Source organism: Acidimicrobiales bacterium (assembly GCA_035546775.1).
Lineage (GTDB): Bacteria > Actinomycetota > Acidimicrobiia > Acidimicrobiales > JACCXE01 > JACCXE01.
The window spans coordinates 1-21132 of record DASZWD010000033.1 but is presented as its reverse complement, the minus strand read 5'-3'; the positions used below and the strand labels follow the sequence as shown (position 1 = coordinate 21132).

The window sequence follows — 21132 nt, the reverse complement described above, 5'->3', positions numbered from 1 at the left end:
CCGGTGTTCGATCCCGCGTCGTGGCCCGACGGTGATCTCACCGCCGCGGCGCGCGAGGTCGCCCGCCTCGGCCTCGAGCGGGCGGTGTACGAACTCGAGGTGTTCGGCCTCACCGTCGTAACGGCTGATCGCACCGGCATGGCCGACGTGTGTGCGCGCGCCTTCGGCCGCGCCTGCGACCTGATCGAGCAGCGGACGGGCACGCGTCCTGATGTGGTCGGCGGCGCGACCCACGTCGGCGTCGTCACGCCGAGCCTGCACCACTTCCTCCACGAGGACGAGTCGTTCCAGGACCTCGTCAGCCACGACATGGCGCTGGCGCTCGCCACGATGCTCGTCGGCGCGCGCTCGGTCATCGCCGGCACTGAACTGTTCATGAAGGGCCCGGCGAACGGCGAGGCGGGACTTCTCGTGACCAAGAACGGCAGCGGCCTCCAACTCGGCCTGCACAGCGACAACGTCACGATCCCGGAACCGTTCCCGATGCTCGCCCACGCGTGCAACGTCACGTGGTTGCTGTCGGACTACACGAAGGACGCCGGCGCACTCGCCTTCGTGCCCGGTAGCCACCGCCTGTGCCGCCAGCCGCAGGGCCGCGAAGGCGTCGAGCGCGCCGTCGCGATCGAAGCGCCGGCGGGTTCGCTCGTGGTGTGGCACGGCAACACGTGGCACGGCTCGTACCCGCGCACGACCCCGGGGTTGCGCACCGGCATGGCGACGGCGTTTCACCGCGAGTACATGCACCCGCACGAGCCCGTCGGCCGCGACATGCCCGCCGACGTCGTGCGACGGCGCGGCGCCCGCTTCGCCACGTTGATGGGCCACGACGTCCTCGACTGGGAAACCGAAGGGCCCGACTACGCCAAGCTGCTGGCGCGCCCGTTCCGGTTCACGCCCTACACCTAGGGAACGAACGGCGCGACGGTGTCGAGCGCCAGTGCTTCCTCCAGGAAAGCGATCGCCGAGAGCACCTCGACGTCGGCGTGTTGCCGCCCGACGACCTGCAGGCCGATCGGCAAGCCGCCGCGGGTGAACCCCGCGCACACCGTGCCCGCGGGTGAACGCGTGAGGTTGAACGGCTGGGTCATGCCGGTCCAGTCGAGTACCGGCTTGCCGTTGACCATGCCCATGGGGATGTTGATGGCGTCCTTGGTGCGCAGCCAGTCGAGGATCGCGGTGATGTCGACCGCGGGATCGATGTCCGACAAGTCGTACACGCCCGCGGTGGCGAGACCTTCGAGCAGTACGTCGACGGTCGTGGGCATGTAGGCGTTCGGCGTGATGCCCGACGTGGTCGGGCACAGCAGCAGCGGCGCCTGGTCGAGCACGTCCTGCAGCTCCCAGTTGACGCGGTGGCAACTGTCTTCGGCGGCGACCACGTCGAGCCCGCTGATCGTCGCCCGCGCCATCTCGGCGCTGACGACGACGAGTGGGTCGAGCTGATCCCACAGCGGCGTGTTGCGATAGGGCTCGATGCTGCGCCGGGTGTAGCTCGACACGAGTGCACCGATCACCGCTCCGGGAGCGGTGGCGAACACCTTGTCGATCTCGACGACCTCGGCGCCGGCGTCGGCGAGCGCCTGCACCGCCGCCTCGCACGCGGCCACGATCTCGGCGTCGACTTCCATGTACCCGAGCGTGGGCGACCACGCGACGCGCACGGGCGGGCGCGGTGCGGCGATGGCGTCGAGCCACGACTCGGCCTTGGGCGGCAGCGAACGCAGGTCGCGGGCGCTCGGGCCGACCACGGCGTCGAGGGCCAGGGCGACGTCGCGGATGCAGCGCGCCATCGGACCCTTCGTCGACAGCGAACCCCACCCCGGCGGGTTCGGATCGGCCGACGGCACGCGCCCGAGCGACGTCTTGAGACCCGACAGGCCGCACACCGCCGAGGGGATGCGGATCGACCCGCCGCCGTCGGAACCCGTCGCCAGCGGCACGATGCCCGCGGCGATCGCCGCGGCGGTGCCGCCCGACGACCCGCCGGGCGTCACGTCGAGATTCCACGGGTTGCGGGTGACGCCGAACGTGGGGTTGTCCGTCTGCGGTTTGAGGCCGAACTCGGGTGCGTTCGTCTTGCCCAGCACCACGCAGCCGGCGGCGCGCAACCGCGCCACCAGCACCGAGTCACGCTCGGACGGTTTGTCACCGGCGTGGGCCGCCGATCCCATCGAGGTCACGAAACCGCGCGCGTCCTCGAGGTCCTTGACGCCGATCGGGATACCGGCGAGCGGCCCGACGTCCTCGCCCGCGGCGATGCGCGCGTCGACGGCGTCGGCCTCGGCGCGGGCGCGCTCGGCATCGACCGCGGTGAAGGCGTTGACCTTTTTGTCCCAGGCCGCGATGTTGGCGAGCGCGGCGTCAGTCAGTTCGCGCGCGGAGGTGGCGCGGCCGCGGACGGCACCGGCCCACTCCGCGAGCGAGCGCGTCCGAAAGTCGAGTGTGTCCCCCATCAGTGAACAGTAACTCACCTAACTGCGATACTGGCCGGCGTGAGCCCGCCGACCTCGACCCCCACCGCGGCCGGCGCGCGCCGCAAACGCAAGCCGTCGCGCAAGGACCAACTGCTGAAAGTTGCGGTGCACCTGTTCTACGAACGCGGCTTCCACGAGACGGGCATCGATGACATCGGGCAGGCCGCTGGCATCACCGGTCCGGGCATCTACCGCCACTTCACCGGCAAGGACGACATCCTCTCGACCGCGCTGGAACTCGGCATCTCGCAGATCCTCCACCGCGTCGACGACATCGTCAGCCACGCGGCGACGCCCGAGGACACGCTGCGGCAACTGATCCGCAACTTCATCCGGGCGACGCTGAACGACCCGGAACTGGCCTCGATCCTGCTCAACGACCGGCGGGTGTTCACCCCCGAGACGCGCCAGATGGTCGACGACGCCGAGCGGCACCACTTCAACCAGTGGATCAAGCCACTGAAGGCCCTGCGGCCCGACATTCCCGCGGCCGAGCGCCGGATGCGGGTCTACGCGACGGCGGGTCTGCTCGCCGCGGTCATCCGCGCTCCCGCCCGCGTGAGCCGGACCCGGCTCGAGGCCCTGATGCAGGAGATGGCCGAGGCGAGCCTGCTCGGCGACCGGCCCGGGAAACGCGCGTCGTCGAACGGTGCGGCGGCGAGTCCGGCGCGCCGCGCGGCTGGCCGCGCGCCGCGCCTGCGGCGCCGCGACGTCATCCTGAACGTCGCCGCGGAGATGTTCGCCGAGCGCGGCTACGTCGACACGGGCATCGACGAGATCGGCACCGCCGCCGGCATCACCGGCCCCGGGATCTACCGCCACTTCGCCGGCAAGGAGGACCTGTTGCAGAGCGTGATCGACCAGGCGGTCGAGCATCTGCTGCTGGTCGACCAGGGCGCCCTCACGGCCGAGGGCAAGCCGGAAGTCGTGTTCCGCAACGCGCTCGTTGCGCTGGTGAACGAGGTGCGCAACCACCCGGCGCACGCGCGCGTGGCGTGGAACGAGCAGCGCAGCCTCGCGCCCGACGCCCGCGCCCGCCTCCTCGAGTTCAACCGCAACCGCGCCCGACAGTGGGTGGCGGTGCTCGCACGCGTCCGGCCCGAACAGCCGAACACGGAGCTGTTCACGATGATCACCGGCTTGTACGGGATGATCATCGAAGGCAGCCAGCACGCGGCGGGCGTCAGCGAGGAGCGGGCCCGCGAACTCCTGGTCGACATGGCCCTGCGGGTGGGCGTGCCGCGCTAGCAGCTACCGCGCTCATCCGACTGGGTCGAGCTTGTCGTTGGCGTACACCATGCACTCGCAGCCGGCGTTGTACTTCGTGTAGCGCACGGCCGCGGCGCCGTCGTGGCGGCCGGGGAAGAAGTTGGTGGCGTAGGTCCCGGGCGAGTCGAAACTGCGGCCGAGCCGGCCGACGGCGTCCTCGAAGCCGGCCGGGGTGAGCGCGGTCGCCTGCTCCAAGCCCGCCTTCAAGAACAGCAGCGCGTCGCAGAAGATGGAGGTGTAGAGCCGCTGGCCCGACGCGCTGCCCGAGATGCCGCCTTGCTTCGCGGCGTCCATGCACGTGGCGAAGGCCCCGCCGCGGTACTCCTGCGTCACGTCCGCGTCGTCGGTCGGCAGCCAGCCGACGTTGACCGCGCCGGACATCGACGCCGGACCCTGGCTCGCCTGCGTGTTCGCGCGGCTCATGCTGTTGAAGCCGTACCGAGGGTGGAATCCCTGCGCGTCGGCCGCCTTGAGAAACAGGAACGGCAGCTGGCCGGCGTACTCGGAAAAGATCACGTGATCGACTCCCCGCGAGCGGAAGCTGATGATCGCGTTCTGGATCTGCGCGCCGAGCTCGCCGAAGTCCGTCACCCCGTGGGGCGTGATCGTCGTGCGCTCGTCGGTCAACGCAAGGTGGTGCGACGCCAGGCGCGCTTTCACGGCCGCGGTCATGCGCTGGAACGGCGCCGCGTCGAAGCCGATGAGGCCGACCTTGGCGCCGTTGGCGAAGTAGCCGAGCGAGACCAAGCCGTCGACGTACACGGCCATGGCTCGCTCGGGTGCCATGCGGCTCGGCTGGTAGAGGAAATGGCCGAGCCGTTTGTACGCCTCGGCGTCGAAGGGCCAGAAGTCCGTCTCCACGAGCGGCACGCCGTGCTGCGCGAGGCACGACGCCAGCGCGTCGTTGCCGCCGACGCTGCTGTCGATCGCCGCGAACACGTGGTTGTCCTCGGTGAAGGCCGCGCACGTAGCCGCGGCGTGCACCTCCCAGGAGCCCTGCGTGGTGTCCTTCTCGTGGAACACCGCCTTCACCTGGCGCCCGGCGATGCCGCCGTGCTTGTTCACGTAGTTGATCACCGCTTGCGCTACCGCCCCTTCTTCGGGGTTGTCGGTGGACGCGCCGACGGCGGCCGTGGCGGCGTTGATGTCCTTCGCGGTCTCGACGCCGATGAGGATGCTCTTGGCGGTGACACCGGTACCCATCGCCAGCGTGGCCGAGGCGGCCTTCGGGCCCGGTGTCGACGAAGTCGGGCTGCCGGGCGCCGTTGAGCCGCCGGTGACGCTGGTCGACGCGTCGGCGCCGTCGAGCGACGTGTCCTCGGTGATCTCGTCCTCGGCGATGCCGGGCTTGCCGCCCGCGACGTCGAAGCGGGGCGCCGATTGATGTGCGGCGGTGAGGCGGGTGGTCGAGTTGCACGCCGAGGCCAACAACGCCAGGCACAGGCAGGCGACGACGCCCCGGATCCGCACACGGCCGATGTTAGCGACGATTCACGTTCTGTACCCCGCGGCCGCGGCTACCCCACGTCGAAGGGCGCACTCACGTAGCGGAAGCAACGGCAGCCGTCGTCGAAGGCCAGCTTGCGCGCCTGGGCTGTGCCGTCGTGGCGCCCCGGCCCGATCCGCGCCGCGAACGATCCCGTGGGCACGAACGCGGTTCCGATCGACTCGGCGCCGCTGATGAGCGCCGCCGCGGTGGTGCCGTGGCCTCGCGTGTACGCCTCCACGAAGAAACGGAAGACGTCGCAGGTTGCGAGGGCGAACCGCATGGCGGTCTGGTCCGGTGTCTCCTTGCCCGCCCGATGCATCAGGTCAAGACACTCCATGTCCGCCGCCGACAGCGCGGGCGCGTCGACGTCGACGGTCGGCAGCCACCCGACGCCCCGCGCCCCGTGCAGTTGCGCGGCGGGCACGTTGTTCGCCAACAGCACGGGGCCGGTCTGGGAGTTGACGGCGTACAGCGGCCGGAACTTCTGTTGTTCGGCGTCGGTCATCCACAACATCGCTTCGATGCCACCCGAGCCGTCGATGACGAAGACGCGGTTGATGTCCTCAGCCTTGAACTTGAGGACGCCCGCGGCCACCTGTTCGGGCGTCGTGTACGAGACGGTGTCCGCGACGGCGAGTCCGTGCGCCGCCAGTGCCTTGCGCAGCCCGGCGTCGGCGCGGTCGCGGCTTTCGTTCGACGACCGCCCGACGCCGATTTTGGGGTGCGGTCCGAACCACCCGTCGTCGAGCAGCGACTGCACGTAGAAGGTCATCAGGCGCGGCTGGTCGGGATACGCGGGCACGAAATACGACGGCGTGATCGCCTTGTCGTCACCGTTCCAGTAGTTGTAGTTGTCCTCGATGAACGGCACGTGCCGCTGGGCGAGGCACTTCTGCAACGTGGCGGTGCTGTACATCGGCGACACCGCCGCGAACACGTGGTTGTCCTCGGTCCACTGCGAACACGTCTCCTGGTCGGCGCCCGCGGAATTGGCGAGCGCGTCGGACGCGCGTAATGGCGACCACACGATCCGCAGCTGATGACCTGCCGCGCCGCCCGTGGCGTTGATGTGGTCGACCATCGCCTGCGCGAAGCCTTCCTGGTCCCCGGTCGACACGCCCTGGATGCCGAGGCTGCCGATGACGGCGCCCCCACCGGTGGCGTAGCGCACGCCGATCACGACGTCGCCGGTCGCGGCCGACCGCCCCGCGGTGGCCCGCGTCGAGCGCGCCGTGGTTGCGGACGACGATTCCGTTGCCGCGACACTGGCCGCGGTCGCCGCCGTCTTCGGGGGCTCGTCGCCGCCCGGCGGGGTCGCGTCGCCACCGGCGAGGGTGGTCCCGGTCGCGCCGTCCCGCCGCAGCATCGCGTTGACATCGACGCGACGACCACCGCCGCCGGCGCACGCCGCGAGCCCGAGGGCCAACGCCAAGGCGCCGGCGACGAGGCGGGCGCGCTTCAACGCGCTACGTGGATGAAGTTGTCCTTGGCTCTAGGCACCGCGCCCCACCCCCATCACCCGCTACGTTAACGGGGAATCACGCTGGGGGCCTGAGGGGAGCACGCATGCGCAGCCCGCGAATCGACCTCGAAGTGGTCAAGCCGCTTCGAGTCGTTCTGTGCGCAGTCGCATGCCTCGCCTTCGCGGCGTGCAACTCGACCACCCGGCTGCGCGCCGGTGCCGCGCCGGTGCGCGACGGCGCGACGCTGCGCACCGGAGCCGACGCGCAGACCGGCGGCCTCGACACGACGGCTCTCCCCGAGACCACAGATCCGGCCGGCGGCACCGCCGGCACGAGCGGCGCCGGTGGCGCCGGTGCCGACACCAAGGCGGTGGCCCCGAAGCCGGCCGCCGCCCCCAACAGCGCGCTGAACGGATCGGTCAAGATCGGTTTCGGGTATCCGAAGAACCTCTCGGCGGCATACGCCGCCTTCGGTGCCAACAACCTGACGGGCGACGACTGGAAGACCTACATCGAGCCGATCGTGTCGTGGATCAACACGCACGGCGGCATCGGCGGACGCGCCGTGACGGCGGTGTATCACTCCACCGATCCCACCGCGGGCACGTTCCAGTCGCAAGCCGAGCAGGCCTGCACCGCGTTCACGCAGGACGACAAGGTGTTCGCCGTCATCGGCACCGTGCTCGCCGACAACGAGGTCGACTGTCTCGCCAAGTCGGGGACGCCGTTCCTCGCGCAGACCGCGGTGCTGTTCGACCACACGATGTACGACCGCTACCCGGGCCTGGTCTTCCAGCCCTTCATGATCAGCGCCGAGCGCCTCGGCGTTTGGATCGACACGCTGTTCGCGCAGGGCTACTTTGCCGCGAGCGCCAAGGTCGGTCTCGTCGAGATGGACACCGGCGTGTACCACCACTTCACCAACGACGTGATCAAGCCGCACCTGTCGGCGCACGGCGTCAAGCTCGCGGACGAAGTCGCGTTCAATGCGCCCGATTCCGCCGCCGGTGTCGGTGCGCTGTTCACCCAAGCGTCCAACGCCGTGCTGCGCTTCAAGGCCGAGGGCATCAACCACGTGATCCTGTCGCCGACCGGCGGGGCGATCCCGTTTGTGTTCATGCCGTCGGCCAACTCGCAGAACTACAACCCGCGCTACGCGCTCAACAGCCTCGAGGTGCCGGCGTTCGTGACGCAGAACGCTCCCGCCGAACAACTCCACAACTCGATCGGGCTGGGGTGGCTCCCGGCCTCGGACCTCTTCTACAAAGAGATCGCCCACGGGACCAACCCGGCGGAGGACCTCTGCTACGCCATCACGCGGCGCAACGGCGACGAGGTCAAGCGGTACTGCGACGGGCTGTTCTTCCTCAAGGCCGCCCTCGACAAGTCGCCCGTCTTCACCGCCGCAGGACTGAAGGCCGCGGTCGACACGCTCGGCACCAGCTACGACTCGCCGTGGACGTTCGGCACACGGTTCGGTCCCGGCCGCTACGACGGCGCCCGCCAGGCACGCCCGCTGGCGTTCGTCGACGCGTGCACGTGCTACCGCTACACCGGCGGCCTCATCGACGTTCCCTAGGTCGTCGCACCACCCAGCGCGGGGTGGCGGCCGGCCCACGGCTGTGCGACTTCGAGTTGTGACGCGACGCGGATGAGCGTGGCCTCGTCGGCCGGACGGCCCACGAGTTGCACGCCGACGGGCAGGCCGTCGCCGTCGACGTCGGCCGGCACCGCGATCGCGGGCTGACCGGTCTGGCTGAACTGCCCGGTGAACTGGATGGACTGGAGCAGGCCCAGCGCCTTGGCCGGGTCCGCCTGGATCTCGCCGATCGTCGTCGGTTGCGACGCGATCACCGGTGTGAGCAGTACGTCCCAGCGGTCGAAGAACGCCGCGACGATCTGGCGCGCCGACTTTCCCTCGAGGTACGACGCGTAGAACAGGTCGGTCGCCTTCACGTCGCGGCCGATCATCGTGAGCATCTGCTGGCCCGGTTCGAGCGTGTCGGCCGGCGGCATCTCGCCGTGGTCGGTCAGCGCGGCGAAGCGCACGCCGTACACCGCGTGCAGCCCGAGGGCGCGGTCGTCGGGAAACATGCCGCGCCCCGGCCAGTCGTCGACCTCGAACACGTCGTGGCCGAGCCTGGCGAGCACCTGCGCCGTCGCGTGCACCGCGGCCGCGTTACCCGGCGCGATCGGCACCCCGTCGGCACCTGCGGTGGTGAAGGCGATGCGGAGCCGGCCGGGGTCGGCGCCGACCTCCTGGAGGAACGGCCGGGCGGGATCCGGCGCCCAGAAGGCGTCGCCCACGACATAGCCCGAGATCGCGTCGAGCATGGCGGCGGCGTCGGCGACGGTGTGGGCCATCGGGCCGGGCGTGTAGTACAGCGCCGACGGTTCCGGCGCGGCCGAGACGCGGCCCCGCGTCGGCTTGATGCCCACGAGCCCGCCCCACCCCGACGGGATGCGGATCGAACCACCGTCGTCGCTGCCGAGGGCCAGCGCGCACAATCCCGCGGCGGTGGCGGCGCCCGAACCGCCGGATGATCCGCCGGGCGAGTACTGCAGGTTCCACGGGTTGCGGCACGCGCCGTAGGCGAGCGGCTCGGTGAAGGTGCCGCCCGCGAACTCGGGCGTGTTGTGCTTGCCGAGGATGACGCACCCCGCGGCGCGCAGCTTGGCGACGACCGCGGCGTCGACTGCGGGCACCCGCTCTCGCCACGCCGCGGTGGCACAGGTCGTGCGGATGCCCGCGGTGTCGATGAGGTCCTTGATGCCGATCGGGATGCCGTGCAGCGGCGGCAACTCGTCACCGCCGACCGCCTCGGCGGCGTCGGCCGCGGCCGCGAGCGCCTGGTCCGCCGCCACGGTGATGTACGAGTTGATCTGCGGGTCGAGCGCCTCGATGCGCTCGAGGTACGCCGTCACCAGTTCGACCGGCGACAACTCCTTGGCGCGGATGCGCCGCGCCAACTCGAGCGCGGGCGTGAACGCGAGTTCGTCGTGCACGGTCAGCTCCTTTCGACGACGGGAAGGACGAGCCGAGAGGGTCGGTCGACGCCGCGGTGCAGCGTGAGCGTGGGGGCCGGCTCGAGCGGCGTCACGAAGTTGGCGGGGTCAGCGCCCACGACGCGCAACACGGCGCGATGACCGGTGGCGAACAGCCACGACGCCGGCAGCAGGTCCAGCGTTATCTCCTCGACGGCGTCGGGCTTCATCGGCTCCTCGTCGGCACGCCGCATCGGCCGCCACGGCCCCGCCTGGGTGTACGGCGCGTCGGCGTGCACCTCGCGCAGGCTCAGCAGCAGGAACCCTTCGGTCACGTGGCGGCGGGCGCCGTCGGGCCCTTCGTCTTCGAGGTAGGCGAACAGCGCGGCGTCGTCGCGGTCGCAGCCGACGAACAGCGTGACCGACGGATGCCCGGTGACCTCGGTGTCCTCGCCGAATGCGTCGCTGCGATACAGCAGGCTGCTACCCGGCGGCGTCGCCTCGACCGGCTCTTCGGTCGCGGCGCGCCCGAGGCCGGGAGACGCGTACCGCGAGTGTCGCCCCGCGCCGGCGTCGCCCGCCACGACCAGCCGGTCGGCGCCCGCTCCCGCCGGCGGTTCGCGCACGAGCAGGCAGCCGTCACCCGCGTAGAGCACCTGCGGCATCGCACGCGGCGGCCACGAGTCCGCCTCGTGCCACCGCTCCTCGACGTGGGTGAAGTAGTGCACGGGCGCCTCGTCGGCCAGGCCCCAGTCGCGGTCGCGCAAGTGCAGGTCGAAGAAGCGCACGAGGTCGGCGGCGAAGTCGAAGTCGGGCGCACGGCTCTTGTCCTGCATCGGGCTGCGCAACCGCGCTGCGCCGTGATCCCACGGACCGATCGTGAGCCGGCAGCCCGGGACGCGCGGGCTCAGCGTCGCGAACATGTTCGCCATCTCGCGCGTGAACGCCGAGTCAGCCCAGCCGGCCACGGTGTAGACGGGCACGCCCGCGCCCGCGATCGCGTCGACGTGGGTCGCCGGGCTCAGCGCGTCGAGCAACGGCATGCCGTCGGCGACCGGACCGTCGTCGCGGTAGCGGCTCGACGCGATCGTCTCGTCGAAATACTCGTTGTCGCCGCGCGCGGCGACGGCATGCGCGAGCAGCGAACGGTCGCGATCGGCGTCGACGGGACGGTTGCCGCGCACGAGCAGGCGAATGAGCGCGTTCGTCACCGGCGCACCGCCGCCTTCGTGCACGCGGTTCTGGTCGAGGGCGCGCAGGCGGGCGCCGACGTCACCCACGAGGTTCTTCAGCAGCAACCCGCCAGGATGCGTGCCGGCGAAGATGTCGAAGATGCTGAAGCGCGGCGCCGCCGCTTTGAGCGCCGGATGACCCGACGTCGCCAGCCACATCGCCGCCATCCCCAACGCCGAGATCCCGGTGGCGCCGACGCGGCCGTTCGACCACGGCTGGGCGACGATCCAGTCGATGACCTGCGCGCCGTCGGCCACGGCGTCCGGCATGAGGTGAGCACGCTTGTTGCCGAAGGACGCGCCCGAGCCGCGCAGGTCGACCACCACCGTCGCGTAGCCGTAACGCGCCATGTCCTCGCCGATGTCGATGACGCCCGGCATGAGACGCCGCGCCAACCGCTCGAACAGCCGCGTGCGGAACTCGAGCCCGCGCCCGTAGATCGTCTGCGAGATCAGCGCCGGGATGCGCTCGCCCATCGGCAGGCCCTTCGGCATGTACAGGTCGGCCGACAGGCGCGTGCCGTCGCTCATCGTGATGTACCGCGACTCGCGCGTGTGGCCGCTGTAGATGGGTGCCGGCTGCTGGCTAGAGCCGAGCCTGTGTTCTGTCGCACCCGTTTCGGGTGCGACAGAACACAGGCTCGCGCTCGGTGGCCCGGTGAACCAGGCGGTGTCGGTGGTGGCGCTCACCGCGCGACGACGGGCAACTCGACGTAGGACGCGGCGTCACCCCCGCGCCCGAACTCGAGGACCGGGTCGCCGGTGGCCGGGATGCGCACGAAGTTGTCCTTGTCCGCGCCGGCGATGGCGACGCGCAGCGCGTGGCCCGGGCAGAACAACCACGACACCGGGATGAGGTCGAAGTCGAGCTGCACCGTTTCGCCAGGCGTGACCGGTGAGCAGTCCTGTCGCTTGCCGCTGTGAAAGGGGCCGGTGTGCCAGAAGTCGGGCGGGTCGGCGAGCTTGCGGTGCGACAGGCGCATGTGGCCTTCGGTGACGTTCACGACGGTGCCGTCGGGCGCGACGTCCTCGAGATACAGGATCACCGACGCGTCGGGTTCCGACGACGTCACGAACAGGCGCACGACCGGGTGGCCGGTCACCTCTGTCGGCTCGGCAAACGGTGCCGTTTCGTAGACGAGCAGCTTGTGGTCGCGGTCGGCGCGTTCGGGATACGACGCCGGGTCGAACCCGCCGGACAGGTGCTTGCCGAAGCGCGACCACACGCCCGTACCCGCGTCGAAGTCGACGCGGTACGCGTCGACCGCCGCGTTAGCCGGCGGCGACGTGGACAGCGCGTTGCCCGGGGCGAGGAACCACCGCACCGGTTCCGACGGCGGCGGCCACGCCGGCGCCGACTTCCACACACACTCGCCCATGGTGAAGTAGTGCACGGGGTCTTCGGCGATCACGCCGTGGTCGACGTCGCGCAGGTGCAGGTCGAAAAACCGCGCCAGCTCGCCGGCTTGGTCGAACGCCGAGGGCCGCTTGCCGCTCACCGGTTGGTTGCAGTCGTTCTTCGCGCCGTGATCCCACGGGCCGAGGACCAACCGGCTGCCCGGCGTGCGCACGGTGTTGTGCAGGCTGATCATCTCGCGGCCGAACGCCGCGTCGTACCAACCGCCGTAGGCGTAGATCGGGATCCCGGCGGCCTCCATGTCGGAGGCGTGGGTCGCGGGCGCCTGCGTGTCGAGCGTGGCGCCGCCGCCGGCGACGGGCAACAGGTCGTCGCGGTAGCTGATGCCGCTGATGTCCTCGTCGAAACCCTCGTTGTCGGCGTGCTCGGCCACGGCGGCGGCGAGCAACTTGCGTCCCTTGTCGTCGTCGACGGGCGTCACACCCTGCACGAGCGCGAAGAACATCGCCTTGGCCGCAGGGTTCTCGACGGTGTCCCATAACCGGTTCGAGTCCATCGCCCGCAGCATTCGACCGACGTCGGCGACGAAGCGCTGGCAGTGGACGCCGTTGCAGTGGAGCGAGCGATACATGTCGAACACGGTGAAGCGCGGCGCGATCGCCTTGAGCGCCGGGTGCTTGCTCGTGGCCAACCACTGGCCCGTCATGCCCAGCGCGGAGATGCCCGTCGACCCGACGCGCCCGTTCGACCACGGCTGGGCCACGATCCAGTCGATGACGTCGTAGCCGTCGTTGACGACGTCGAACATCATCATCGACTTCTTCTGGCCGAACGACGCGCCGGCACCGCGCATGTCCATGAGGACGGTGGCGAAGCCGAAGCGCGCCATTTCGTGCCCCCACTCCGTCGCCGCCATGCCCGCCGCCCGGAACACCGCTTTCAAGACCGGGGCGCGGAATTCCATCGAGCGGAAGTACGGCGTGATCGTCAGGAGCGTGGGCACCGGGCCCGTCGCGCCCGCGGGCAGATACAGGTCGACGGCGATGCGCGTGCCATCCCGGACGGTGACGTAGTGACTCGTGCGTACCGACCGTTCGTACATCCGCGCCGGCGTGCGCGCCGGATCACCCGACCACCACGCCGCGTCGCGCGCTTCGGTGTCGTCGCCCATACGCCCTCCCCTCGTTGCTGCCGAGCGTAAACGCACGTTAATGTGCGCGGGTTCGACGTGCAGGGGGAGACAACGACGGTGACCGTCAACGACCAAGTACTGCGCCGGGATGCGACCTACGTCGACCTCGTGCTGTGGGCGCTCGAGCGCTACCCCGACCACGTCGCCATCGTCGACGGCGACGTCGAGCTCACGTACGCGCAGGTGCGCGACCGCATCTCGCAGCTGGCGAGCGCGCTGGCGAAGCTCGGGTTCGGGCGGGGCAACGGTTTGATGGTGCTCGCCGGCAACATGACCGAGCCCCTCCTCGTCGGCTTAGCGGTGCGCACCCTCGCCAGCTGGGCCGGCGCGCTGCACCCGCTCGGCGCGGTCGACGACCAGGCGTTCATCCTCGAAGACTGCGAAGCCCTCGGCCTCGTGTTCGACCCCTCGCTGTACCGCGACGCGGCGGCGGAGATCGCGGCCCGCGTGCCGGGACTGAAGCACGTCCTGTCGGTCGGGCCCTGCGACGTCGGCGAGGACCTGAGCGCGCTCGCCGACGCAGAGCCGGCGGGCCCGCTGCGCTCGCAGGCGGAGGCCGACGACTTGTGCAGCCTCGGTTATTCGGGCGGCACGACCGGCCTGCCCAAGGGGATCATGCAGCGCCACCGCACGGTCGTGGAGATGAACAACCTGATCTGTTCGGGTTGGCAGCTGCCCGCCGAGATGCGCTTCCTCGCGGCCACACCGATCTCGCACGCAGCCGTCGCGTTCGTCCTGCCGACGTGGATGCAGGGCGGCACGATCGTGTTGCAGCGCGGCTTCACCGCGGAGTCGTTCTTCGACGCGGTCGAGCGGCACCGCATCACCTCGACGTTCATGGTGCCCACGATGCTCTACGTGCTGCTCGACCATCCCCGCGTGCGCACGGCTGACCTGTCGAGCCTCGAGACGATCGTCTACGGCGCCGCGCCGATGAGCCCGACGCGACTGCGGGAGGCGCTCGACGTTTTCGGTCCGGTGTTCCTCCAGCTCTACGGCCAGGCCGAGGCTCCGGCGTGCATCACGACGCTGCGCAAGCAGGAGCACGACGTCAACCGCCCGCACCTGTTCGGCTCGTGCGGACGGCCGCTACCGGGCGTGGAGGTGGCGTTGCTCGACGACGACGACCGACCCGTCCCGGTCGGCGAGCCCGGTGAGATCTGCGTGCGCGGCCGCATCGTCACCCACGGCTACTGGAAGCGGCCCGAGTTGACCGAGGAGTTGTTCCGCAGCAACTGGCTGCACACCGGCGACATGGCGACGGCCGACGACGAGGGGTACCTCTACATCGTCGACCGCAAGAAGGACATGGTCATCTCGGGCGGGTTCAACATCTACCCCCGCGAGATCGAGGACGTCTTGACGAGCCACGCCGAGGTCGCCACCGCCGTCGTGATCGGCGTGCCCGACGAACGCTGGGGCGAAGCCGTCACCGCCTTCGTCGTCGCCCGCCCGGGCGCGACGCCCGACCCGGCGTCGCTGATCGATCTCGTGCGCGAACGCAAGGGCAAGGTGTACGCGCCGAAGACGCTCGAGGTCGTGGCCGACTTGCCGCTCACCGGTCTCGGCAAGCCCGACCGCAAAGCGGTACGGGCGCGCTACTGGAGCGCCGGCGGTCGCCAAGTCAACTGAGCGGCCGCGATGCGCGACGTGTTCGTTTCTTCGGCGGAGAGAGTGGGATTTGAACCCACGGTCCCTTGCAGGACACACGATTTCCAGTCGTGCCGATTCGGCCGCTCTCGCATCCCTCCGAGGCCCACCTTTCGGTGAACGCAGCCAGTAAAGGTATCCTCTGAGTGGGTCCGACCATGCAGTGCGGCGGCCGGGTCCTGCGCAACGGCGTCCCCGTGAACCGAGTCAGGGCCGGAAGGCAGCAGCTCTCAGCGGATAACGCTGTGTGCCGCAGATCGCCTGGTCGTCGCTCTGGATGGCCGGACCCTTCGACGTTGTGGCGCGACAAGTCGTCCTCCGATCTCCGGCACGCGGCGCCCTGTCCCCACTCAGGGGTCGCCTGGTCGTCGCTCTGGATGGCCGGACCCCATCGCGTTGGGATTGTTCATCCCCCGTTCACTTTTCCGGTGCCTAGGGTGGCTCCGTGGCACAGCGAGCTGCCGATCTCCACCTCGTCGACGAGGCCGACGCCGAGCAGCGCTATTTCAACCGCGAACTCAGCTGGCTCGAGTTCAACGCCCGCGTGCTGCGCCTGGCGGGCGACGCCAACCTGCCCGTGCTCGAGCGGGTCAAGTTCCTCGCCATTTTCGCCCAGAACCTCGACGAGTTCTTCCAGGTGCGCGTCGCCGGCCTCAAGGACCAGCTGGCCGCCGGCGTGGTGGTCAAGTCGGCCGACGGGCTCGACGCCCGCCAGCAGTTGGTCGCCATCCATCAGGTCGCCGACCGGCTCATGCTCGACCACGCCCGCTGCTTCACCCACGACGTCATGCCGGCGCTCAAGCACGCCGGCATCGAGTTCTGCGAGTACGCCGCCCTCACCGACCGCGACCAGCAGTACCTCTCCACGATCTTCGAGGAGCAGGTCTTCCCCGTCCTCACGCCCCTCGCCGTCGACCCCGGCCATCCGTTCCCCTACATCTCGAACCTGTCGCTCAACCTCGCGGTCGCCGTGCGCGACCCGAGCGACACCGAGGTGCGGTTCGCCCGCATCAAGGTCCCCGCGGTGCTGCCCCGGTTCGTGGCGCTGGAGGACGGGCGGCGCTGGGTCGCCCTCGAGCAGATCATCGCCGCCAACCTCGACGAGATGTTCCCGGGCATGGTCGTGGAGTCGCACCACCTGTTCAAAGTCGTCCGCAACGCCGACCTCGCTCTCGAAGAAGACGAAGCCGACGACCTCCTCGAAGCCATCGAGGTCGAAGTCCGGCGGCGGCGCCGCTTCGGCACGCCGGTCACGCTGCAGGTCGACGCCGACATGCCCGAGGACCTGCTGGCGCTGCTGGTGCGCGAACTCGAACTCGACGACACCGACGTCTACCGCATCACCGGTCCACTCGACCTCGGCAAGCTGTGGCAGATCGCCGAGCTCGACCGCCCGGACCTGAAAGACGAGCCGTGGGCGCCGGTCACCCAGCCGCGGCTCATGCGCTCCGACGACGAGCCCACCAACTTCTTCTCCGTGCTGCGCGACCGCGACGTGCTCGTGCACCACCCCTACGACTCCTTCGCCAGCTCGGTCGAGGAGTTCATCCGTCAGGCGGCCCTCGACCCGCGTGTGCTCGCCATCAAGCAGACGCTCTACCGCACGTCGGGCGACAGCCCGATCGTCAATTCGCTCATCACCGCCGCCGAACGCGGCAAAGAGGTCGTAGCGCTCGTCGAGTTGAAGGCGCGCTTCGACGAGCAGGCGAACATCCAGTGGGCCCGCGCTCTCGAAGAAGCGGGCGTGCACGTCGTCTACGGCCTCATCGGGTTGAAGACGCACTCGAAGACGGCGCTCGTCGTGCGCCAGGAGAGCGGCCAGATCCGCCGCTACTGGCACATCGGGACGGGCAACTACAACCCGCGCACGGCGCGCATCTACGAAGACCTCGGCGTGCTGTCGTCCAATCCCGTCGTGGGCAACGACCTCAACGACTTGTTCAATTATCTGACGGGCTACAGCCGCCACACCCGCTACCAGAAGCTCCTTGTGGCCCCGCACGGCCTGCGCAGCGGCTTGCTCGAACTCATCGCCGAGCAAGCGGCGCTCGGCACGAACGGCCGCATCGTGATGAAGATGAACGGCCTCGTCGACACCACCGTCATCGACGCGCTGTACGACGCGTCGAACGCCGGCGTGCGCGTCGACCTGCTGGTGCGCTCGATCTGCTGCCTGCGCCCCGGCGTAAAGGGACTGTCAGAGAACATCCGCGTGCGTTCGGTCGTCGGCCGGTACCTCGAACACTCGCGGTTGTGGATGTTCGGCGGCGTCACGACGCCGCCGACGTTCTTCCTCGGATCCGCCGACCTCATGCCACGCAACCTCGACCGGCGCATCGAAGTCGTCATGCCGGTCGAAGATGACGCGCTGAAGGACCGGCTGCAGGAGATCATCGACGTCGACTTCGCCGACGACATCTCGGCGTGGCAGCTCGAACCCGACGGCAACTGGTTCCATCTCATCGGCGACAACCTCGTCGACAGCCAGCGCAAGCTGCGCGACGCGGCGTTGGCACGCGGCTCGCGCCGCACCGACGCGGTCGCGGCGATCTCGCCGCTGCGGCGCTGGCGCCCGCGTCTCGGTCGATCGCGCTAGCCGCCGCGCCGGCGGGCGTACGGTGTGACGGATGCGCATCGCCGCTCTCGACCTCGGGAGCAACTCCTTTCACCTCATCGTCGTCGAGGCGCACGCCGACGGGCACTTCGAGACGCTGTTGCGGGAGAAGGACGTGCTGCGCCTCGCCGAGAGCGTCGCCACCACCCATCGCATCCCGCCCGACAAGGTCGATGCCGCCATCGAAAGCATCAGCCGCATGCGGGCGCATGGCGAAGCGATCGGCGTCGACGAATGGGTGGTCTACGCCACCTCCGCGCTGCGCGAAGCCGAGAACGGCGCGGAGGTCGTCGATCTGATCGAGCAGGAGACGGGCGTCGGCATCCAGGTCATCACCGGGCTCGACGAGGCGCGCCTGATTTTCGCCGCCGTGCGCGCCAGCGTGCTCATCGACAAACCGCCGGCGGTGTGCATCGACCAGGGTGGCGGCAGCCTCGAGGTGTCGGTGGGCGACGCCTCGGGGATGTTGTGGGCCACCAGTCTCAAGCTCGGCGCGGCGCGGCTCACCGCCGAGTTCATGACGTCGGACCCACCGGATCCCATCGAGCTCACCCGCGTGCGCGACCGGGCGCGCGCGCTGCTCGGTCCCGTCGCTCAAGCGACCAAGCGCTTCCGCCCGGGCATGCTCGTGGGCACCAGCGGCACCCTGACGTCGCTCGCCCGCCTCGCCGCGCCCACCATCGCCACCGCCACTCCCAACGCGCTGCACCAGCTGACGGTGACGGCGAAGGAACTCGAGCGCGTGCACAAGGACATGCAGACAATGACCGTCGCCGAGCGTCGCTCGATCGAAGGACTCGACGCCCGACGCGCCGACATCATGCCCGCGGGCTCGGTCGTATTGCAGGTGGCGATGGAGCTCTTCGGCTTCGACGAGTTGACGGTCAGTGAGTGGTCGATGCGCGAGGGCATGATCCTCGACGCCATCGGGCACCACGACGCGCTCGACTGGGTCGACCCGCGTTCGATGCGACGCGAGAGCGTGCACGCGCTGTTCCGTCGCTACGGCGGCAACGAAGCGCACGCCCATCAAGTGGCCCGCTTCGCCACCGCCATCTTCGACGACACCATCGCCCTGCACGGCCTGTCGCCCGTCGACCGCGAACTGCTCGAGCACGCGGCGTGGCTCCACGACATCGGCGAACACGTCGCCGTCGACAATCACGACAAGCACAGCGCCTACCTGATCGAGCACGGCCGCCTGCGCGGCTTCCCGCCCGAAGAAGTGGTGATGCTGGCGACGATCTGCCGATTCCATCGCCGCGGCACGCCGAAGCCGGCGTCCTACGAACCGATGCGCCAGCTCGACGACGACGAGCGCGACCGCGTCACCAAACTGGTGGCCATCCTGCGCGTCGCCGACGGACTCGACCGCAGCCACAACGACGCCGTCGACCTCGTCACGGCCGTCGTGCGCGACGACAAGGTGGAACTGGTGATCGAAGGCAGCGAGGACACCGACCTCGAACGGTGGGGCGTGCGGCGCAAGCGCGGCCTGTTCGAGAAGGCCTTCGGGCTACCGATCGAACTCGTCGACGAGCCGTCCTAGTTCGTGCAGTAACGGAAGAGGCCCTTGCCGGTGCAGTGCTGGCCGGTACCGGAGCCACCCGACTCGGGCGCGGCGGTGGTCGGCGGCGACTGCGAGTTCGACGGGGCGGGACCTGATCCGTCGAACTGCGGCGGCGGCGCCCCCGCACCGGGCGGGCGCAGGTCGAGCGCGCCGTTGCCTGTCTCGTACTCGACGGGTTCACGGCCGGGGTGTTCCTGCTGGATGCGCTGCACTGCGTAGTCAAACGCCGTCTCCACGGTCGTCGACGCGCGGCCTTCGATGATCGCCTGGTGCACCATGTACTCGACCATGTAGCTGCGTCCGATCGACGAATTCTCGTAGGCGAGCGAGTTGGCGCCAGCGGCGGCGGTCAGGACGCGGCCCGGCCGGTCGAGCACTTCTGTGAAACCACCGCCGTAACACGACGCGATGCCGATCCACGCATGGTTGGCGGCGACGCGGTCGAGGCCGCGCGCCAGCTCGGCGTCGGAAACCGAGGAGCCATCGCTCGTCACGATCTCCTCGTTGCCATATTGCGTCTTGCGGACGTGACCGGCGTAGAAGAAGACCGCGACCGCGTCGGGTCCGGCGTGATTGGCCAACCACGCCACCGACTGCAACAGGGTGCTGCGGTTCACCTGACCGTCGCGCAGTTCGAGAATGTGGTCACCGGTAACGCCCAGGGACTCGAGCGCCTGCACGACGTCGTTGGCGTCGTTGACCGCCGAGCTCAGATCGTTCTCGGTGCCCGGATAGTCGTTGATGCCGATGGAGACGGCCCACGTACCGCCCTGGCGTGCACTCTGCGCCGACACCGAACTGTCGCCCAGCGACGACGGCGGAGCGACGCGGGCCGGCGCGGCGCCGTGGAACTGCTGCGGCGCGGTCTTGATCACGGAGTCGACCGGCACCGTGTCGGACTGGAGGACCGAGACCTGCGTCGTAAGACCGTCGGAGGCCACCGGATCGACCGGCGCCAGCGCCATGTCCTGCGAGAGCGACGTGCGGGGCAGGTGGTCGGTGCCACGGGCGCGCTGCGCCAGCGACGACAAGTCGTGCACCGGCGCGCCCCCGAGCAGCCCCATGACCGTTGCGACGGCTACTGCCGCTGCTACCCGACGCCGGAGACCCCTCATGTCGCGATCAGACCCCTGCGATAGCTCCGGCATTCGAGACGACCGGACGGCCCCAGCGCCGCCCGAACGTAGTGATCGATGTAAGAAGAGTTCGGCCGGGAACCTGTGAGTTCCTGCTGCACCCGAAAAGAACGCGAGGAAATTCGATGACCGACGACGCGGCGATGGAAATCGCCCTCCTCGAGGCGGCCGCGGCCGTCGCCCACGGCGACGTACCCGTCGGCGCGGTCGTACTGCGAGAAGGAGAGGTGGTGTCCCAGCGCCACAACGAGCGGGAGCTTACTGGCGACCCCACCGCCCATGCCGAGGTACTCGCGCTTCGTGACGCAGCTGCAACCCTCGGCACCTGGCGCCTGTCCAACGCGACGCTGGTCGTCACCCTCGAGCCGTGCCCGATGTGCGCCGGCGCCCTGGTCGCGGGGCGGGTGAAACGGCTGGTTTTCGGCGCATTTGACCCGAAAGCAGGCGCCTGCGGGTCGCTCTACAACCTCTGCAGCGATCCCCGGCTCAACCACACGGTCGAACTCCAGCACGGCGTGCGAGCCGACGAAGCGTCCGCCCTGCTCTCAGGCTTCTTCGCCGATCGCCGAAATCTGTAATCTGATCGCTCCGCTGTTACACCTGCAGTACCGGGAGGGGTGCGAGAGCGGCCGAATCGGACGGTCTCGAAAACCGTTGTGGGGGCAACCTCACCGTGGGTTCAAATCCCACCCCCTCCGCCA

General features: G+C 69.7%; 14 protein-coding genes, 2 tRNA genes and 1 other RNA gene. 9 read left to right on the top strand and 8 right to left on the bottom strand.

Going from position 1 to position 21132, the window contains the following annotated elements; all coding sequences use genetic code 11:
- Positions 1 to 3: 3 nt before the first annotated feature.
- Complete coding sequence (locus tag VHC63_08235; protein ID HVV36576.1) at positions 4 to 906, top strand: phytanoyl-CoA dioxygenase family protein; 903 nt, start codon at positions 4 to 6, stop codon at positions 904 to 906.
- On the opposite strand, the gene VHC63_08230 is transcribed toward VHC63_08235, so the two are convergent.
- Entirely contained in the window at positions 903 to 2453 is a 1551-nt protein-coding gene (locus VHC63_08230; protein ID HVV36575.1) for an amidase family protein, read from the bottom strand. The two genes, VHC63_08235 and VHC63_08230, sit on opposite strands and share 4 nt — an antisense overlap.
- A gap of 39 nt (positions 2454 to 2492) precedes the next feature.
- On the opposite strand from VHC63_08230, the gene VHC63_08225 reads away from it, so the two are divergent.
- Complete coding sequence (locus tag VHC63_08225) at positions 2493 to 3722, top strand: TetR/AcrR family transcriptional regulator (protein ID HVV36574.1); 1230 nt, start codon at positions 2493 to 2495, stop codon at positions 3720 to 3722.
- A gap of 12 nt (positions 3723 to 3734) precedes the next feature.
- On the opposite strand, the gene VHC63_08220 is transcribed toward VHC63_08225, so the two are convergent.
- Positions 3735 to 5213, bottom strand: coding sequence for an ABC transporter substrate-binding protein (locus tag VHC63_08220; protein ID HVV36573.1), 1479 nt, complete (start codon positions 5211 to 5213; stop codon positions 3735 to 3737).
- A gap of 47 nt (positions 5214 to 5260) precedes the next feature.
- The gene (locus tag VHC63_08215) at positions 5261 to 6694 is read right to left on the bottom strand and encodes an ABC transporter substrate-binding protein (protein ID HVV36572.1); all 1434 of its coding nucleotides are present in this window, start codon (positions 6692 to 6694) and stop codon (positions 5261 to 5263) included.
- A gap of 104 nt (positions 6695 to 6798) precedes the next feature.
- Between VHC63_08215 and VHC63_08210 the strand changes: the two genes are divergently transcribed.
- Positions 6799 to 8274, top strand: coding sequence for a hypothetical protein (locus VHC63_08210; protein HVV36571.1), 1476 nt, complete (start codon positions 6799 to 6801; stop codon positions 8272 to 8274).
- Here VHC63_08210 and VHC63_08205 read toward each other — a convergent pair.
- The 3 genes from VHC63_08205 to VHC63_08195 form a co-directional block, all read right to left on the bottom strand.
- Complete coding sequence (locus VHC63_08205) at positions 8271 to 9701, bottom strand: amidase (GenBank protein HVV36570.1); 1431 nt, start codon at positions 9699 to 9701, stop codon at positions 8271 to 8273. The genes VHC63_08210 and VHC63_08205 overlap by 4 nt on opposite strands.
- Positions 9702 to 9703: 2 nt before the next feature.
- Positions 9704 to 11443 (bottom strand): CocE/NonD family hydrolase, encoded by a 1740-nt coding sequence (locus tag VHC63_08200; GenBank protein ID HVV36569.1) that lies wholly within the window; start codon positions 11441 to 11443, stop codon positions 9704 to 9706.
- A 155-nt stretch (positions 11444 to 11598) separates the two neighbouring features.
- On the bottom strand, positions 11599 to 13440 hold the full coding sequence (locus tag VHC63_08195) for a CocE/NonD family hydrolase (GenBank protein HVV36568.1): 1842 nt from the start codon (positions 13438 to 13440) through the stop codon (positions 11599 to 11601).
- A 42-nt stretch (positions 13441 to 13482) separates the two neighbouring features.
- Here VHC63_08195 and VHC63_08190 point away from each other — a divergent pair, with 42 nt between their 5' ends.
- Entirely contained in the window at positions 13483 to 15093 is a 1611-nt protein-coding gene (locus VHC63_08190; protein ID HVV36567.1) for an AMP-binding protein, read from the top strand.
- A 34-nt stretch (positions 15094 to 15127) separates the two neighbouring features.
- On the opposite strand, the gene VHC63_08185 is transcribed toward VHC63_08190, so the two are convergent.
- Positions 15128 to 15212, bottom strand: a tRNA-Ser gene (locus tag VHC63_08185).
- A 69-nt stretch (positions 15213 to 15281) separates the two neighbouring features.
- Between VHC63_08185 and ffs the strand changes: the two genes are divergently transcribed.
- The 3 genes from ffs to VHC63_08170 all read left to right on the top strand — a co-directional run bounded on the left by ffs (position 15282) and on the right by VHC63_08170 (position 19274).
- An RNA gene (ffs, locus tag VHC63_08180) (signal recognition particle sRNA small type) lies at positions 15282 to 15381 on the top strand.
- A gap of 175 nt (positions 15382 to 15556) precedes the next feature.
- Positions 15557 to 17707: an RNA degradosome polyphosphate kinase gene (locus tag VHC63_08175; protein ID HVV36566.1), complete on the top strand. Its 2151-nt coding sequence runs from the start codon at positions 15557 to 15559 to the stop codon at positions 17705 to 17707.
- Between the two features lie 31 nt (positions 17708 to 17738).
- Entirely contained in the window at positions 17739 to 19274 is a 1536-nt protein-coding gene (locus VHC63_08170; GenBank protein HVV36565.1) for a Ppx/GppA phosphatase family protein, read from the top strand.
- Here VHC63_08170 and VHC63_08165 read toward each other — a convergent pair.
- Positions 19271 to 20359: a caspase family protein gene (locus VHC63_08165; protein ID HVV36564.1), complete on the bottom strand. Its 1089-nt coding sequence runs from the start codon at positions 20357 to 20359 to the stop codon at positions 19271 to 19273. The genes VHC63_08170 and VHC63_08165 overlap by 4 nt on opposite strands.
- A 197-nt stretch (positions 20360 to 20556) precedes the next feature.
- On the opposite strand from VHC63_08165, the gene tadA reads away from it, so the two are divergent.
- A complete protein-coding gene (gene tadA, locus VHC63_08160; GenBank protein HVV36563.1) occupies positions 20557 to 21009 on the top strand; it encodes a tRNA adenosine(34) deaminase TadA in 453 nt (150 codons plus the stop codon).
- A 33-nt stretch (positions 21010 to 21042) separates the two neighbouring features.
- Positions 21043 to 21132 (top strand) — tRNA-Ser (locus VHC63_08155).

What these genes read in the sequence shown, in the direction of transcription:
- VHC63_08230 (HVV36575.1), bottom strand. Translation starts at nt 2,453, where the DNA reads ATGGGGGACACACTCGACTTTCGGACGCGCTCGCTCGCGGAGTGGGCC.
- VHC63_08210 (HVV36571.1), top strand. Translation starts at nt 6,799, where the DNA reads ATGCGCAGCCCGCGAATCGACCTCGAAGTGGTCAAGCCGCTTCGAGTC.
- VHC63_08200 (HVV36569.1), bottom strand. Translation starts at nt 11,443, where the DNA reads ATGAGCGACGGCACGCGCCTGTCGGCCGACCTGTACATGCCGAAGGGC.
- VHC63_08195 (HVV36568.1), bottom strand. Translation starts at nt 13,440, where the DNA reads ATGGGCGACGACACCGAAGCGCGCGACGCGGCGTGGTGGTCGGGTGAT.
- VHC63_08170 (HVV36565.1), top strand. Translation starts at nt 17,739, where the DNA reads ATGCGCATCGCCGCTCTCGACCTCGGGAGCAACTCCTTTCACCTCATC.
- VHC63_08165 (HVV36564.1), bottom strand. Translation starts at nt 20,359, where the DNA reads ATGGGGCTGCTCGGGGGCGCGCCGGTGCACGACTTGTCGTCGCTGGCG.
- tadA (HVV36563.1), top strand. Translation starts at nt 20,557, where the DNA reads ATGACCGACGACGCGGCGATGGAAATCGCCCTCCTCGAGGCGGCCGCG.